Annotated in this window: 16 protein-coding genes; 8 read left to right on the top strand and 8 right to left on the bottom strand. The window is 74.2% G+C overall.

Annotation, left to right across the window (positions count from 1 at the left end; all coding sequences use genetic code 11):
* The first annotated feature begins 13 nt into the window (after nucleotides 1-13).
* Genes ACZ50K_RS01000 through ACZ50K_RS01020 form a run of 5 tightly spaced genes read left to right on the top strand, consistent with a single transcriptional unit; the run spans nucleotide 14 to nucleotide 4,387 of the window.
* On the top strand, nucleotides 14-769 hold the full coding sequence (locus tag ACZ50K_RS01000; RefSeq protein WP_468895739.1) for an enoyl-CoA hydratase family protein: 756 nt from the start codon (nucleotides 14-16) through the stop codon (nucleotides 767-769).
* Nucleotides 766-1,629: a CoA transferase subunit A gene (locus ACZ50K_RS01005; protein WP_468895742.1), complete on the top strand. Its 864-nt coding sequence runs from the start codon at nucleotides 766-768 to the stop codon at nucleotides 1,627-1,629. Before ACZ50K_RS01000 ends, ACZ50K_RS01005 begins: the two co-directional genes overlap by 4 nt.
* Entirely contained in the window at nucleotides 1,626-2,369 is a 744-nt protein-coding gene (locus tag ACZ50K_RS01010) for a CoA-transferase subunit beta (RefSeq protein WP_468895745.1), read from the top strand. Before ACZ50K_RS01005 ends, ACZ50K_RS01010 begins: the two co-directional genes overlap by 4 nt.
* Nucleotides 2,369-3,427: an NAD(P)H-dependent flavin oxidoreductase gene (locus ACZ50K_RS01015; RefSeq protein ID WP_468895748.1), complete on the top strand. Its 1,059-nt coding sequence runs from the start codon at nucleotides 2,369-2,371 to the stop codon at nucleotides 3,425-3,427. Before ACZ50K_RS01010 ends, ACZ50K_RS01015 begins: the two co-directional genes overlap by 1 nt.
* A gap of 27 nt (nucleotides 3,428-3,454) precedes the next feature.
* Nucleotides 3,455-4,387, top strand: a complete 933-nt coding sequence (locus ACZ50K_RS01020) for a tyrosine-protein phosphatase (RefSeq protein WP_468895751.1) — start codon at nucleotides 3,455-3,457, stop codon at nucleotides 4,385-4,387.
* A gap of 107 nt (nucleotides 4,388-4,494) precedes the next feature.
* Here ACZ50K_RS01020 and ACZ50K_RS01025 read toward each other — a convergent pair whose 3' ends face one another.
* From ACZ50K_RS01025 to ACZ50K_RS01050, 6 genes are all read right to left on the bottom strand, one after another.
* The gene (locus ACZ50K_RS01025) at nucleotides 4,495-6,168 is read right to left on the bottom strand and encodes a DEAD/DEAH box helicase (RefSeq protein WP_468895754.1); all 1,674 of its coding nucleotides are present in this window, start codon (nucleotides 6,166-6,168) and stop codon (nucleotides 4,495-4,497) included.
* A gap of 101 nt (nucleotides 6,169-6,269) precedes the next feature.
* Entirely contained in the window at nucleotides 6,270-6,473 is a 204-nt protein-coding gene (locus tag ACZ50K_RS01030; RefSeq protein ID WP_150210372.1) for a cold-shock protein, read from the bottom strand.
* A gap of 182 nt (nucleotides 6,474-6,655) precedes the next feature.
* On the bottom strand, nucleotides 6,656-7,813 hold the full coding sequence (locus tag ACZ50K_RS01035; protein WP_468895758.1) for an acetyl-CoA C-acetyltransferase: 1,158 nt from the start codon (nucleotides 7,811-7,813) through the stop codon (nucleotides 6,656-6,658).
* A gap of 19 nt (nucleotides 7,814-7,832) precedes the next feature.
* Nucleotides 7,833-8,447, bottom strand: coding sequence for a TetR/AcrR family transcriptional regulator (locus ACZ50K_RS01040; RefSeq protein WP_468895761.1), 615 nt, complete (start codon nucleotides 8,445-8,447; stop codon nucleotides 7,833-7,835).
* Nucleotides 8,448-8,469: 22 nt separating this feature from the next.
* Complete coding sequence (locus tag ACZ50K_RS01045; RefSeq protein WP_468895764.1) at nucleotides 8,470-9,252, bottom strand: SDR family oxidoreductase; 783 nt, start codon at nucleotides 9,250-9,252, stop codon at nucleotides 8,470-8,472.
* Nucleotides 9,249-10,397, bottom strand: coding sequence for an acyl-CoA dehydrogenase family protein (locus ACZ50K_RS01050; RefSeq protein ID WP_468895767.1), 1,149 nt, complete (start codon nucleotides 10,395-10,397; stop codon nucleotides 9,249-9,251). The genes ACZ50K_RS01045 and ACZ50K_RS01050 overlap by 4 nt, the downstream gene beginning before the upstream one ends.
* A 48-nt stretch (nucleotides 10,398-10,445) precedes the next feature.
* Between ACZ50K_RS01050 and ACZ50K_RS01055 the strand changes: the two genes are divergently transcribed.
* From ACZ50K_RS01055 to ACZ50K_RS01065, 3 genes are read left to right on the top strand one after another with little or no spacing between them, the layout of a single operon-like run.
* A complete protein-coding gene (locus ACZ50K_RS01055) occupies nucleotides 10,446-11,288 on the top strand; it encodes an enoyl-CoA hydratase (RefSeq protein ID WP_468895770.1) in 843 nt (280 codons plus the stop codon).
* The gene (locus tag ACZ50K_RS01060; protein ID WP_468895773.1) at nucleotides 11,288-12,433 is read left to right on the top strand and encodes an acyl-CoA dehydrogenase family protein; all 1,146 of its coding nucleotides are present in this window, start codon (nucleotides 11,288-11,290) and stop codon (nucleotides 12,431-12,433) included. Before ACZ50K_RS01055 ends, ACZ50K_RS01060 begins: the two co-directional genes overlap by 1 nt.
* The gene (locus ACZ50K_RS01065) at nucleotides 12,433-13,440 is read left to right on the top strand and encodes an acyl-CoA dehydrogenase family protein (protein ID WP_468895776.1); all 1,008 of its coding nucleotides are present in this window, start codon (nucleotides 12,433-12,435) and stop codon (nucleotides 13,438-13,440) included. The genes ACZ50K_RS01060 and ACZ50K_RS01065 overlap by 1 nt, the downstream gene beginning before the upstream one ends.
* A 148-nt stretch (nucleotides 13,441-13,588) precedes the next feature.
* Here the strand turns inward: ACZ50K_RS01065 and ACZ50K_RS01070 are convergent, their stop codons facing one another.
* Nucleotides 13,589-14,485 carry an alpha/beta hydrolase gene (locus tag ACZ50K_RS01070; RefSeq protein WP_468895778.1) on the bottom strand — a complete coding sequence of 299 codons (897 nt, stop codon included), beginning with the start codon at nucleotides 14,483-14,485 and terminating at the stop codon, nucleotides 13,589-13,591.
* Entirely contained in the window at nucleotides 14,482-15,222 is a 741-nt protein-coding gene (locus tag ACZ50K_RS01075) for an SDR family NAD(P)-dependent oxidoreductase (protein WP_468895781.1), read from the bottom strand. The genes ACZ50K_RS01070 and ACZ50K_RS01075 overlap by 4 nt, the downstream gene beginning before the upstream one ends.
* Nucleotide 15,223 lies beyond the last annotated feature (1 nt).

A 15,223-nucleotide genomic window follows, 5' to 3' on the forward strand; every position in this document is an offset into this window, starting at 1 on the left:
AGCTGATCCGCTCATGGGTGTCTCCACCTCAAGCCCCGACAAGGGCATCGCACTGGTCACGGTCGACTTCCCACCGGTCAACGCCCTCCCGGTGCGGGCCTGGTACGAGCTCGCCGACGCCCTGCGCGCCGCCGGCCGCGACCCCGAGGTCCGGTGCGTGGTGCTGGCCGCCGAGGGGCGCGGCTTCAACGCCGGCGTCGACATCAAGGAGATGCAGCGCGACCCCGGCCACGAGGCCCTGATCGGCGCCAACCGGGGCTGCTACGAGGCCTTCGCGGCCGTCTACGACTGCGAGGTCCCGGTGGTGGCCGCGGTGAACGGGTTCTGCCTGGGCGGCGGCATCGGACTCGTCGGCAACGCCGACGTCGTCGTGGCGGACGAGGACGCCGTCTTCGGACTGCCGGAACTGGACCGGGGCGCGCTGGGCGCCGCCACCCATCTGGCCCGGCTGGTGCCGCAGCACCTGATGCGGGCCCTGTACTACACCTCGCGGACCGCGACCGCCGCCGAACTGCACGCCCACGGCTCGGTGTGGAAGGTGGTGCCCGGCCCGGAGCTGCGGACGGCCGCCCTGGAGCTGGCCCGGGAGATCGCCCGCAAGGACGGCCTGCTGATCCGGCTGGCCAAGGCCGCCATCAACGGCATCGACCCGGTGGACGTCCGGCGCAGCTACCGCTTCGAGCAGGGCTTCACCTTCGAGGCCAATCTCAGCGGGGTCGCCGACCGGATCCGCGACACCTTCGGGAAGGGACAGGGAGAGACCTCATGACGGACAAGAGCATGACCCCCGACGAGGTGGTCGGGCGGCTGAGCAGCGGAATGACCATCGGGATCGGCGGCTGGGGGGCCCGGCGCAAGCCCATGGCCCTGGTGAGAGCACTGCTCCGGTCCGAGATCACCGATCTGACCGTGGTCTCCTACGGCGGCCCCGACGTCGGCATGCTGGCCGCCGCCGGCCGGATCCGCCGGCTGGTCGCCCCCTTCGTCACCCTCGACTCCATCCCCCTGGAACCCCACTACCGCACCGCCCGCGAACAGGGCACCCTCGCCCTCACCGAACTCGACGAGGGCATGTTCATGTGGGGCCTGCACGCCGCCGCCAACCGGCTCCCCTTCATGCCCGTCCGGGCCGGCCTCGGCTCCGACCTGATGCGGGTCAACCCCGACCTGCGCACCGTCACCTCCCCCTACCCCGGCGAGGACGGGGAGCACGAGGAGTTCGTCGCCGCCCCCGCCCTGCGGATGGACGCCGCCCTGGTCCACCTCAACCGCGCCGACCGGCTCGGCAACGCCCAGTACCTGGGCCCCGACCCGTACTTCGACGACCTGTTCTGCGAGGCCGCCGACACCGCCTACATCTCCTGCGAGCAGCTGGTGGAGACCGCCGAGCTGGCCAAGGCCGGCCCCCCGCAGTCCCTCCTGGTCAGCCGGCACTCCGTCACCGGGGTCGTCGAGGCCCCCGGCGGCGCGCACCCCACCTCCTGCGCCCCCGACCACGACCGCGACGAACCCTTCCAGAAGCTCTACGCCACCACCCCCTGGCCGGAGTTCGCCGCCCGCTTCCTGTCCGGCAGCAGCGAGCACGACCACCAGACCGCCGTCCGCACCTGGCACGAGGAGCAGCAGTGACCACCGCGACCGCCACCCGCGCCGAGTACTGCGTGATCGCCTGCGCCGAGGCCTGGCGCGACAACGGAGAGGTCCTCGCCAGCCCGATGGGCCTGATCCCCGGCTTCGGCGCCCGCCTCGCCAAACGCACCTTCTCCCCCGACCTCCTCCTCACCGACGGCGAGGCCATGCTGGTCGGCCCGGACGGCACCGTGGAGGGCTGGCTGCCCTACCGCCGCCACCTCACCATGGTCACCGGCGGCCGCCGGCACGTGATGATGGGCGCCAGCCAGATCGACCGGTACGGCAACCAGAACATCTCCTGCATCGGCGACTGGGAGCGGCCCGCCCGCCAGCTCCTCGGGGTCCGCGGGGCGCCCGCCAACACCCTGAACAACCCGGTGAGCTACTGGGTCCCCAAGCACTCCGCCCGGGTGTTCGTCGAGCGGGTCGACATGGTCAGCGGGGTCGGCCACGACCGGGCCGCCGCGGCCGGTCCCTCCGCCACCCGGTACCACCGGCTGCCCCGGGTGGTCTCGAACCTCGGGGTGTTCGACTTCGCCACCCCCGACCGGCGGATGCGGCTCGCCTCGCTGCACCCCGGGGTGAGCGTCGAGGAGGTCCGGGCGGCCACCGCCTTCGAACTCGCCGTCCCCGAGGACCTCCCGTACACCCGCGAGCCCACCGGCGCGGAACTCCGGCTGATCCGCGAGGTGATCGACCCCAAGGGGCTGCGGGACCGCGAAGTCCGGGCCGTGTGATGGACACCGCCCTGACCAGGCTGACCGGCGTCCGCCACCCCCTGGTGCAGACCGGGATGGGCTGGGTGGCCGGCCCCCGGCTGGTGTCGGCCGCCGCGAACGCCGGGGCCCTGGGCATCCTGGCCTCCGCGACGATGACCCTGGACCAGCTGCGTTCGGCGGTCCGCGAGGTCAAGTCCCGTACCGGGGAGCCCTTCGGGGTCAACCTGCGGGCGGACGCCGGGGACGCCCCCGAACGCGCCCGGCTGATCATCGACGAGGGCGTCCGGGTCGCCTCCTTCGCCCTCGCCCCCTCCCAGCAGCTGATCGCCCTCCTCAAGGAGGCCGGGGTGGTGGTGATCCCGTCCGTCGGGGCCCGCCGGCACGCCGAGAAGGTCGCGGCCTGGGGCGCCGACGCGGTGATCGTGCAGGGCGGGGAGGGCGGCGGCCACACCGGGGAGGTGGCCACCAGCGTGCTGCTCCCCCAGGTGGTGGACGCCGTGGACATCCCGGTGATCGCCGCCGGCGGGTTCCACGACGGCCGCGGCCTGGTCGCGGCCCTCGCCTACGGGGCGGCCGGGATCGCCATGGGCACCCGCTTCCTGCTGACCTCCGACTCCACCGTCCCGGACCCGGTCAAGGCCCGCTATCTGGCGGCCACCGTCAAGGACGTCACCGTCACCACCGCCGTGGACGGGCTGCCGCACCGGATGCTGCGCACCGAACTGGTCGAGTCCCTGGAGCGGGCGGGCCGCACCAGGGCGCTGGCCCGGGCGGTCCGGCACGCGGCCGGGTTCCGGAAGCTGTCCGGGCTGTCCTGGGGCCGGATGGTCCGGGACGGTCTGGCGATGAAACACGGCAAGGACCTGTCCTGGAGCCAGGTGCTGCTCGCCGCGAACACCCCGATGCTCCTCAAGGCGTCCATGGTCGAGGGCCGTACGGACCTCGGAGTCATGGCATCCGGCCAGGTCGCGGGAGTGATCGACGACCTCCCGTCCTGCGCGGAGCTCGTCGACCGCGTGATGGCCGAGGCACACGCAGTGCTGCACACGCTCCGCACCCTGCCTCCACCAGGGTGATCCCCTCTCCGCGAGGAGTCGTTCCCCATGAGCCGTGTCCGATTCCGCCCGACGAGCGCGGCGGTCCTCGCCGCGCTCGTCGTCACCGCACTGCCCGTCACCGCGTCCGCCGCACCGGCCGCACCGGCCGCCGTCCGGCACCAGCACGGGCCGGTGCGGGCGGCGGAAACGATCCGCCAGATCCCCCTCCAGGGCGCGGTGAACGTCCGCGACCTGGGCGGCTACCGCACGTACACGGGCGGGCAGGTCCGTCAGGGGCTGGTCTACCGCGCCGACGCGCTGAGCAAGCTGACCGACGCCGACCTCACCAGGGTCGCCGGTCTCGGCCTCACGAAGGTCGTGGACTTCCGCATCCCGATGGAGCTCCAGTACGACGGCGCCGACCGGCTGCCGCCCGGGCTCGCCGTCACCGCCCGCCCGGTCAGCGACCTGGGCCTCTACGGCACCCTGGTCGGCGCCATCGCCACCGGCGACCCGGTCCGGCAGGAGCAGATCCTGGGCGGCGGGCGCGCCGAGGCGTACATGCGCGACATCTACCGCACCTTCGTGACCAGCGCGGAGAACCGCGCCCAGTTCGCGGCCACCCTCCGCGACCTGGCCGGCGGCGCGCCGGGCGCCACGCTCTACCACTGCACCTCGGGCAAGGACCGGACGGGCTGGACCAGCTACGTCCTGCTGCGCGCCCTGGGCGTCCCACAGGACGCCGCGGAGCGCGACTACCTGGCCTCGAACACCTTCCGGGCCGCCTACGACGCCAGGCTCCGCGACGGTCTCAAGCAGTCCGGGCGGATGCAGAACCCCGCCCTGCTCATCCCGCTCCAGGAGGTCCGGCAGGACTACCTGGACGCCGCCACCGCCCGGATGGAGGCCGACTACGGCAGCTTCTACGGCTATCTGACCGAGGGCCTGGGGCTGAGCCTGGCCGAGCTGGTGAAGCTCCAGAAGAAGCTCGTCCGGTAGGCCGGCCGCCGGCCGACCGGCAGCCGCCGGGCCGGGGACGCCGGGCCCGGAAACGCCGGTGCCCCCCACCCGGGAGACGGGTGGGGGGCACCGGTGTGCGTCGCGGGTCAGGAGGACCGGCGGGGGGCCTGCCGGCCGGTGCCGACCCGGCTGCGGGCGGATGCCGCGGCCGCGCCGCCGCCGGTGCCCGCGCCGCCGGAGCGGCGGGGCTGCCCGGAGCGGGTGCCGGCGGCCGAGCCGGCGGCCTGGCCGGTGCCGCGGCCGCCCTGGCCGCCGCCGCCCTGCGTACGGGCACGGGAGCCGGAGCCGGCGGACTGCTCGGAGCGGGTGCGGTTGCCGCCGCCGGCCTCGCCGCGGCGGCGGGCCGGGCGGGAGCCGGTCTTCGCGGCACCGCCGCGCGCCTTCGGCGGGGTGGCCTGCGGGACCTCCAGGACCACCGGGACGCCGGAGGGCTCGCGGGCGCCGGTCAGCCGGGTCAGCTCCTCGTCGGAGGACTTGATCTGGGCGGTCCGCGGGCGGATCCCGGCGTCGGACATCAGCCGGGTCATCTCCCGCTTCTGCTCGGGCAGGACCAGGGTGACCACGCTGCCGGACTCGCCGGCCCGGGCGGTCCGGCCGCCGCGGTGCAGGTAGTCCTTGTGGTCGGTGGGCGGGTCCACGTTGACGACCAGGTCCAGGTCGTCGATGTGGATGCCGCGGGCGGCCACGTTGGTGGCGACCAGGGCGGTGACCTCACCGGTCTTGAACCAGTCCAGGGTCCGGTTGCGCTGCGGCTGCGAGCGGCCGCCGTGCAGGCCGGAGGCGCGGACCCCGCTGGCCAGCAGCTTCTTGACCATGCGGTCCACGGCCCGCTTGGTGTCGAGGAAGAGGATCACCCGACCGTCGCGGGCGGCTATCTTCGTCGCCACGGCCTTCTTGTCGGTCTCGTCCATCACGTACAGGACGTGGTGCTCCATGGTGGTGACCGCGCCGGCCGACGGGTCCACGGAGTGGCTGACCGGGTCGTTCAGGAACATCTTGACGAGCTTGTCGATGTTCTTGTCGAGGGTCGCGGAGAACAGCATCTTCTGGCCGCCCTCCCGCACCTGCTTGAGCAGCCGGGTGACCTGCGGCAGGAAGCCCATGTCGGTCATCTGGTCGGCCTCGTCGAGGACGGTGATGTCCACCTGCTCCAGGGTGACGTCGCCGCGGTCGATCAGGTCGGCCAGCCGTCCGGGGGTGGCGACCAGCACCTCGGCGCCGCGCTTGAGGGCGCCGGCCTGCCGGTTCAGCGACATCCCGCCGACCACCGTGGTGATCCGCAGCCGCAGCCCGTCGGCGTAGGGGGTGAGGGCGTCGGTGACCTGCTGCGCGAGCTCGCGGGTCGGGACCAGGACCAGCGCGAGCGGGGTCTTGGGTTCGGCGCGGCGGCCGGCGGTGCGGGCCAGCAGGGCCAGCCCGAAGGCCAGGGTCTTGCCGGAGCCGGTGCGGCCGCGGCCGAGCAGGTCACGGCCGGCCAGGGAGTTGGGCAGGGTCGCGGCCTGGATCGGGAAGGGCGCGGTCACCCCCTGCTCGGCGAGGGTCTTCAGCAGGGCCTCGGGCATGTCGAGGTCCTCGAACGCCGCCACCGGCGGCAGGGCCGGGGTCAGCGGTTCCGGCATGGTGAACTCCTGCGGCCGCGGGGCGGGCGCGGAGCCGCCCTTCGACCGGCCCGCGCCGGCCTTCGGACGTCCCTGGTCAGCGCCACGGCCCCGGACGGGACGGCGGCCGGAACGTGCGGAGCTGGAGCTGGAGCTGGTCATGCGGGAGAGCCCTTCTGAAACCGGCAGGTGAATCTGGGTGGAGAGAGCACACAAGCCGGGGCCCGCACCTTGGCGATGCGGACCCCGGCGTGCGACGAGCGTCAGGCAGGCAGGATGTTCTCGGCCTGCGGGCCCTTCTGGCCCTGGGTGACGTCGAAGGTGACCTTCTGGCCTTCCTGGAGCTCACGGAAGCCCTGGGTGGCGATGTTGGAGTAGTGGGCGAACACGTCCGGGCCGCCACCCTCCTGCTCGATGAAGCCGAAGCCCTTTTCCGAGTTGAACCACTTCACGGTGCCGTTCGCCATAGCGATCTCCTGAATGTAGGTAGGGTCCCATCCGGAGATGCCGGAAAACAATAATGCGCCTGAGGATCATTCCGTCAGGCGCACATAACGTTCATGGGTACCACAACTGCAACGCCTCCAAGCTAGCACACCTCGCCGGGCCGGAGGTGCGCACCGGCCCGGCGAGGGTGGTCCGGTGGTGGTCAGAGGCGCTCGATGATCGTCACGTTGGCCTGGCCGCCGCCCTCGCACATGGTCTGCAGGCCGTAGCGGCCGCCGGTCCGTTCCAGTTCGTGGAGCAGGGTGGTCATCAGCTTGACGCCGGTGGCCCCGAGCGGATGTCCGAGGGCGATCGCTCCGCCGTTCGGGTTGACCCGCTCCGGATCGGCGCCGGTCTCCTTCAGCCAGGCCAGCACCACCGGGGCGAAGGCCTCGTTGATCTCGACGAGGTCGATGTCCCCGATGGTCAGCCCGGTCTTCTTCAGGGCGTACGCGGTCGCCGGGATCGGCGCCGAGAGCATCCGGATGGGGTCCTCCCCGCGCACCGACAGGTGGTGGATCCGGGCCCTGGGGGTGAGCCCGTGCTCCCGTACGGCCCGTTCGGAGGCGAGCAGCATGGCGGCGGCCCCGTCGGAGACCTGGGAGGACACGGCGGCGGTGAGGGTGCCGCCCTCGACCACCGGCCTGAGGGCGGCCATCTTCTCCAGGCTGGTGTCCCGGCGGGGGCCCTCGTCGGTGCGGACCTCGCCCCAGGCGACGGTCTCCCGGTCGAAGCGGCCCTCGTCCACGGCCCGCAGGGCCCGCTGGTGGGAGCGGAGCGCGAACTCCTCCATGTCGGAGCGGGAGATCCCCCACTTCTCGGCGATCAGCTGGGCGCCGTGGAACTGGTTGACCGGCGCGTCCCCGTAGCGGGCGCGCCAGCCCCGGGAGCCCAGGTAGGGGCCCTCGGTGAGGCCGAGGGGTTCGGCGGCCTGCCGGGAGGCGAAGGCGATGGGGATCATCGACATGTTCTGGGTGCCGCCGGCCACCACCAGGTCCTGGGTGCCGGAGAGCACGCCCTGGGCGGCGAAGTGGACGGCCTGCTGGGAGGAGCCGCACTGCCGGTCGACGGTGACGCCCGGCACCTCCTCGGGCAGTCCGGCGGCCAGCCAGGCCGTCCGCGCGATGTCCCCGGCCTGCGGGCCGACGGTGTCCAGGCAGCCGAAGACCACGTCCTCCACGGCGGCCGGGTCGATCCCGGTGCGGTCCACGAGGGCTTTCAGGACGTGTGCGCCGAGGTCGGCGGGGTGGACGGCGGCCAGGCCGCCGTTCCGCCGGCCCACGGGGGTGCGGACCGCGTCGACTATGTAGGCCTCGGGCATGTTCGCGTCTCCTCGGGTGTCAGGTGCGTACGGCGATCCCGTCCAGCACCATCGACAGGTACTGGCGGGCGATCTCCTCGGGGCTGTGCTGTCCGCCCGGCCGGTACCAGGAGGCGGCCACCCAGACCGTGTCGCGGACGAAGCGGTAGGTGAGGCGGATGTCCAGGTCGGCCCGGAAGGCCCGGGCGGCGACCCCCCGCTCCAGGGTCCCCAGCCAGGCCTTCTCGAACTTGGCCTGGGAGTCGGAGAGGTAGTGGAAGCGGGGCTGGGCGGAGAGGGTGCGGGACTCCTTCTGGTAGATGGCGACGGCGGCGCGGTGCCGGTCGATCTCCCGGAAGGACTCGGTGACGAGGGCCTCGATCGTCTCCCGTGGGCCGAGGCCGGCGGCGAGGACGGTGTCGTAGCCCTCCCAGAGTTCGTTCAGGAAGGCGGAGAGGATCTCGTCGAGCATCGATTCCTTGGAATCGAAGTGGTAGTAGAGGCTGCCGGCGAGCATCCCGGCGGCGTCGGCGATCTTGCGGACGGTGGTGGCGTTGTAGCCCTGGGCGGCGAACACCTCGGCGGCGGTGTCGAGGAGTTCGCGACGGCGCTCGGGGGAGGCCGTCACCGGCTGCTTCTTCTTGTTCGTTGGCACGGGGTCATTCTGCTGCCCGTGACTAGGGGTGCTGGCTGCTGACGGAGACGGTCTCCCCGGTCATGTAGGAGGAGTAGCCGCTGGCCAGGAAGACCATCACGTTGGCGATCTCCCAGGGCTCGGCGTAGCGGCCGAAGGCCTCGCGGGCGGTGAGCTCCTCCAGGACCTCGGCGCTGGTCACCTTCACCAGGTGGGGGTGCATGGCCAGGCTGGGGGCGACCGCGTTGACGCGGACCCCGAGGCCGGCGGCCTCCAGGGCGGCGCAGCGGGTGAGGGCCATGACCCCGGCCTTGGCGGCGGCGTAGTGGGCCTGGCCGGCCTGGGCGCGCCAGCCGACCACCGAGGCGTTGTTGACGATCACCCCGCCGCGGCCGGAGTCGCGGAAGGAGCGGAGGGCGGCGCGGGTGCAGCGGAAGGTGCCGTTGAGGGTGACGTCGAGGACCTTGGACCACTGGTCGTCGGTCATGTCGACGAGGGCGGCGGTGCCGCCGAGGCCGGCGTTGTTGACCACGATGTCGAGTCCGCCGTGCTGCCGCTCGGCGTGGGCGATCAGGGCGCGGACCTGATCCTCGGAGGTGACGTCGCAGGGCAGGGCGGTGACCCGGTCGGGGCCGAACTCGGCGGCGAGGGCCTCCTCGGTCTCCTTGAGCCGGCGGGCGTGGGCGTCGCCGATGACGATCCGGGCGCCCTCTTCCAGGAAGCGGCGGGCGGTGGCCCCGCCGATGCCGGTGCCGGCGGCGGCGGTGATCACGGCGGTGCGGTCGCGCAGCAGGCCGTGGGCGGGGGTGTACTGCGGGGTGGTCACGTCCGTGCCTCCTTGGGAAGACCGAGGATCCGCTCGGCGATCAGGTTCCGCTGGATCTCGTCGGATCCGGCGTAGATGGTGTCGGCGCGGGAGAAGAGGAACAGCCGCTGCCAGTCGTCGGGCTCGTACGGTCCGTCCGGGTCGCCGGGGGTGAGCAGCGAGGCGGGTCCGCGGACCTCCATGGCGAGTTCGCCGAGGCTCCGGTGCCAGTTGGCCCAGTACAGCTTGGCGGCGGGGGGTTCGGTGCCGGGGCGCAGGGCGGCGGCGCGCATGGTCTCCAGGCCGATCCAGGCGCGGACCAGCCGGTCGCGGACCAGGGGGTCGGCGAGGGCCCCGTTGGCACGGGCGAGTGCGGCGAGGGATTCGAGCTCGCGGCGGAAGCCGACCTGCTGGCCGAGGGTGGAGACCCCGCGTTCGAAGCCGAGGGTGGCCATGGCGGTCCGCCAGCCGTCGCCGGGGGCGCCGACCAGGTGGTCCGCTCCGGTGCGGGCGCCGTCGAAGAACACCTCGTTGAACTCGCTGGTGCCGGTGAGCTGGACGATCGGGCGGACCTCGACCCCGGGCTGGTCCATCGGGACCAGCAGGCAGGAGAGCCCGTCGTGGCGCCGGGAGCCGGGGGTGGTGCGGGCGAGGACGAAGCACCACTGGGCTTCGTGGGCGAGGGAGGTCCAGGTCTTCTGGCCGTGCACCGTCCAGCCGTCCGGGTGGGGTTCGGCGCGGGTGCGGACGGCGGCCAGGTCGGAGCCGGCGCCGGGTTCGCTGTACCCCTGGCACCAGAGTTCGGTGACCGCGCGGATGGGCGGGAGGAAGCGGCGGCGCTGTTCCTCGGTGCCGTGGGCGATCAGGGTGGGGCCGAGGAGCTGTTCGCCGATGTGGTTGACGCGGGCGGGGGCGTCGGCGAGGGCGTACTCCTCGTGGAAGGCGATCTGCTGCTCGACGGTGGCGCCGCGGCCGCCGTGTTCCTCGGGCCAGCCGACGCAGGTCCAGCCGTGGTCGGCCATGTGCCGTTCCCAGGCGAGGCGTTCGGCGAAGGACTCGTGTTCCCGGCCGGGTCCGCCCCGGCCCCTGAGGTCCGCGAACTCGCCGGTGAGGTGGGCCTTCAGCCATCCCCGGACCTCGCTGCGGAACTCCTCGACGGTGCTCATGGCCGTACGTTAACCTACCAAACACTTGTTAGGGAAGGATGTTCCTCCATGCCGGACGCCCCCGTGGTGCGGTACGAGCGGCGCGGCCCCGTCGCGTACGTGACGATGGACCGCCCCCGCTACCGCAACGCGCAGAACAGCGCCATGACCTACGCCCTGGACTCGGCCTTCTACCGGGCCGCCGACGACCGGGAGGTGAAGGCCGTCGTCCTGGCCGGGGCCGGGGACCACTTCTCCGCGGGCCACGACATCGGCACCCCGGACCGCGACGCCCACCTGCCCTTCGAACGGCGGGCCGGACTCTGGTGGGACCACACCGGCCGGACCGGCGCCGAGGCCCGCTTCGCCCGGGAGTCGGAGGTCTACCTCGGAATGTGCCGGCGCTGGCGCGAGCTGCCCAAGCCGGTCATCGCCTCCGTCCAGGGGGCCTGTGTGGCCGGCGGGCTGATGCTCGCCTGGATCTGCGACCTGATCGTGGCCGCCGAGGACGCCTTCTTCGCCGACCCGGTGGTGCGGATGGGCATCCCCGGGGTCGAGTACTTCGCCCACCCGTGGGTGATGCCCCCGCGGATCGCCAAGGAGTTCCTCTACACCGGGGACCGGATGCCGGCCCGCCGGGCCTACGAACTGGGCATGGTCAACCGGGTGGTGCCCCGGGAGGAGCTGGCGGCGGAGACCTCCCGGCTGGCCCTGCGGGTCGCCGGGATGCCCGCCTTCGGGCTCTCCCTGACCAAGCGGGCCGTCAACCAGGCCGAGGACCTCCAGGGGCTGCACACCGGCATGGACTCGGTGTTCGGCCTGCACCACCTGGCGCACGCGCACAACGCCGAGACGGCGGCGGACTCGCTGGGCGGCATGGACATCGCCGCCATGAAGGAGGCGAACGGCTGATGGACCTCACCCACGGCGCGGAGACCGAGGCCTTCCGGGCCGAGGCCCGGGACTGGCTGCGCGCCCACGTCCCCGCCCGCCCGCTGCCCTCCCTGGAGACCGCCGGGGGCTTCGCCGCCCACCGGGAGTGGGAGGCGCGGCTGCACGCCGACCGCTGGGCGGTGGTGTCCTGGCCCGAGGAGTACGGCGGCCGGGGCGTGGACCTGGAGCACTGGCTGGTGTTCGAGGAGGAGTACTGGGCGGCCGGCGCCCCCGGCCGGGTCTCGCAGAACGGCATCAGCCTGCTGGCCCCCACCCTCTTCGGCCACGGCACCGCCGAACAGCGGGACCGGGTGCTGCCGTCCATGGCGGCCGGGGAGGTGGTGTGGGCCCAGGCCTGGTCCGAGCCGGAGGCCGGCTCCGACCTGGCCTCGCTCACCTCGCGGGCGGTCCGCACGGACGGCGGCTGGCTGCTGCACGGGCAGAAGACCTGGTCCTCGCGGGCCGCCTTCGCCGACCGGGCCTTCGGGATCTTCCGCACCGATCCGGCGGCGACCCGCCCGCACCACGGCCTCACCTATCTGATGTTCGACCTGCGGGCCCCCGGGGTGACGGTCCGGCCGATCGGCCGGCTAGACGGCAAGCCCGCCTTCGCGGAGCTGTTCCTGGACGGGGTCTTCGTCCCCGACCGGGACGTGATCGGGGAGCCCGGCCAGGGCTGGCGCATCGCCATGTCCACCACCGGGAACGAGCGCGGGCTCACCCTCCGCTCCCCCGGCCGGTTCCTGGCCGCGGCCGGCCGGCTGACCGAACTGTGGCGGGCCACCGCGGACCCGGCCGACACCGCGCTGCGCGACCGGGTCGCCGACGCCGTGGTCGGGGCCCGCGCCTACGCCCTCTACACCTGGGCGAACGCCTCCCGCTTCGCCGCGGGGTCGAGCATCGGCGCCGAGTCCAGCCTGAACAAGGTGTTCTGGTCCGAGTACGACATCGCCCTGCACGAGACCGCCCTGGACCTGCTGGGCCCGGACGGCGAACGGGCCGACGGGGAGTGGGCCGAGCCCTGGCTGTTCTCCCTGGCCGGGCCCATCTACGCGGGCACCAACGAGATCCAGCGCGACATCATCGCCGAGCGGCTGCTCGGCCTTCCGAAGGGCCGCCGCTGATGCGCTTCCTGCCCACCGGGGAACAGCGGGAGTTCGCCCGCACCCTGCACCGGCTGCTCGGCTCCGCGGACCTGCCCGGCACCGTCCGGGCCTGGTCGGCCGGCGACCCGGCGCCCGCACGGGCCGTCTGGCGCAAACTGGCCGGCACCGGACTGTTCGCCCTGCCCGTCCCCGAGTCCCACGAACGGTACGGGGGCCTGGGCCCGCTCCCGGTGGAGGCCGCCCTGGGCTTCCTGGAACTGGGCCGGGCCGGGATGCCCGGGCCGGTGGTGGAGACGGCCGCCGCGGCCGTGCTGCTGGCCGGACTCGGCGACGACTCGCTGGCCGCCCGCTTCCTGCCGGGGCTGACCTCGGGCGAGGCCGCGGCCACCCTGACCCTGCCGGGCGGCGGCCCGTACGCGCTGGACGCGGACATCGCCGGGCACCGGTTCGCGGTCACCGGCACGGGCGGGCTGTGGCTGCTGCCCGCCCCGGCCCCCGGGGAGGTCCTGCCGTCCATCGATCCGGCCCGCCGGCTGACCGCCCGGCCGGCGGACGCCGACCTCCTCGCCGCCGGGGAGCCGCTGGCCGACGGTCCGGCCGTCCTCGCCGCGGCGGACGGGGCGCTGCGCTGGGCCCGGCTGCTGACCGCGGCGCAGTGCGCGGGGGTGGGCGAGGCGCTGCTGGCCCGGACCGTGGAGTACGCCCGGCAGCGCACCCAGTTCGGCACCCCGATCGGCGCCTTCCAGGCGGTCAAGCACCGGCTGGCGGACACCCTGCTGGCCCTGGAGTTCGCCAAGCCGCTGGTCTGGGCGGGGGCGCTCGGGCTGGCTCCGGCGGACGTGGCGGCGGCCAAGCTGGCCGCCGGGCAGGCCGTGCACCGGGCGGCGGCGACCGCGCTCCAGCTGCACGGGGCGGTCGGCTACACGGAGGAGCTCGACCTGTCGCTGTGGCTGCGCAAGGCCCGCCCGCTCCGGGAGGCCTGGGGCTCCCCCGCGGACTGCCGGGCGGCCGTCCTGGCGGGCTGACCGCGGACGCCCCCCTCGGGGCGGGGCCTTGAGGGGGGCGCGGGGATGCCGGGATGTGCGGGAATATGCGGGGGTGTGCGGGAATGCCGTACGGGGACCCCGCAGCGGGGACCCCGCAGCGGGGGTCCCGTCGCGGGGGTCCGTACGGTCAGGAGGGGGCCGGGCCCGGGAGGCCGAGGAGCCAGTCGGCCGCGGTGGCCAGGGCGGCGCGGGCGGCCGGCAGCGGGGTGCCGAGGAAGCCGTGGAAGACCCCGGGGTGCAGGGAGATCCGGCAGTCGACCCCGGCGGCGGCCAGCCGGCGGCCGTGTGCCAGGCCCTCGTCGCGCAGCACGTCGCAGTCGGCGAGGACGATCAGGGCGGGCGGCTGCCCGGCCGGGTCGGGGGCGCGCAGCGGGGAGACGTGCGGGTGGCCGGGGTCGCCGCCGTACTGCTCCCAGTACCAGCGCATGTGCGCGGCGGTGTGGAAGTACCCCTCGGCGAACTCGGCGGCCGAGGGGGTGTCCAGGGCGGCGTCCAGGGCCGGGTAGAACAGCAGCTGCCCGGTGAGGAGTCCGGGGGCGCGCAGGGCGGTGACGGCCGCCAGGTTGCCGCCGCTGGAGTCCCCGGCGACCACCACCGAGCGGGTCCGGGCGCGGGCCCACAGCAGGACGGTCAGGGCGTCGTCGGCGGCGGCCGGCCAGGGGTGCTCGGGGGCCAGCCGGTAGTCCGCGGAGACCACCACCGCCCCGGTGCGGGAGGCCAGTTCGCGGCAGGTGGTGTCGTGGGTGTCGGGGCCGCACATCACCCAGCCGCCGCCGTGGAAGTACAGCACGGTGAGCCGGTCGGCGGGGCGGTCGGGGGCCGGGTCGTAGACCCGGACCGGGACCCCGTCGGCGGACTCCTCGCGTACGGAGGCCACGTGCGGGCCGGGCCGGCGGGCGGCGGTCCCGGCGTCGGCGGCGGCCCGCAGGGCGGCCGGGTCCCCGGGCGGCGGGAACCCGGCCGCCATCGCCTCGCAGACGGCGCGGGCCGCCGGGGACAGCGGGTCGGGGCGGTGGCCGCTCATGCCGTGGTCATCCCGCCGTCGACGGTGAACTCCGCGCCGGTGATGTAGGAGGAGGCGTCCGAGCAGAGGAAGAGGACCAGTTCGCCGACCTCCTCGGGCCGGCCCATCCGGGACAGCGGCAGGTGCGACCAGTCCCGGCCGGTCACCGCTCCCGCCACCATCGGGGTGTCGATGGCCCCCGGGTGCACCGAGTTGACCCGGATCCGGTCCCGGCCGAGGTCCAGGGCGGCCGACCGGGTCAGCCCGCGCAGCCCGAACTTGCTGGCCCCGTAGGCCGCGTGGCCCCGGATGCCGACCAGTCCGGCGGTGGAGGAGATGTTGACGACCGAGCCGCCGCCGCCCGCGCGCAGCACCGGGGCCACCGCCCGGATGCCGAGGAACGGCCCGACCAGATTGACCTGGAGCAGGGCCTCGAAGCCCTCCCTGGACTGCTCCTCCACGTGCGCGGTGCGCCACAGCGCCGCGTTGTTGACCAGGGCGGAGATGGTCCCGAAGGCGTCCACGGCGGCCCGCACCACCTCCGTCCAGCCCTGCTCGTCGGTGACGTCGTGGCGGACGAACAGCCCCTGGCCGGCGAGCTCCGCGGCCAGCGCCCGCCCCTCCTCCTCCCGTACGTCGGTGATCACGACCCGGGCCCCGGCCGCGGCGCAGAGCCGGGCCTCGGCCGCCCCCTGGCCCCGGCCGCCGCCGGTGATCAGGGCCACCTTGCCGTCGAGCCCGCCCTCGGGTGCGGTCACG

It is taken from the genome of Streptomyces sp. NPDC033845 (assembly GCF_055576225.1).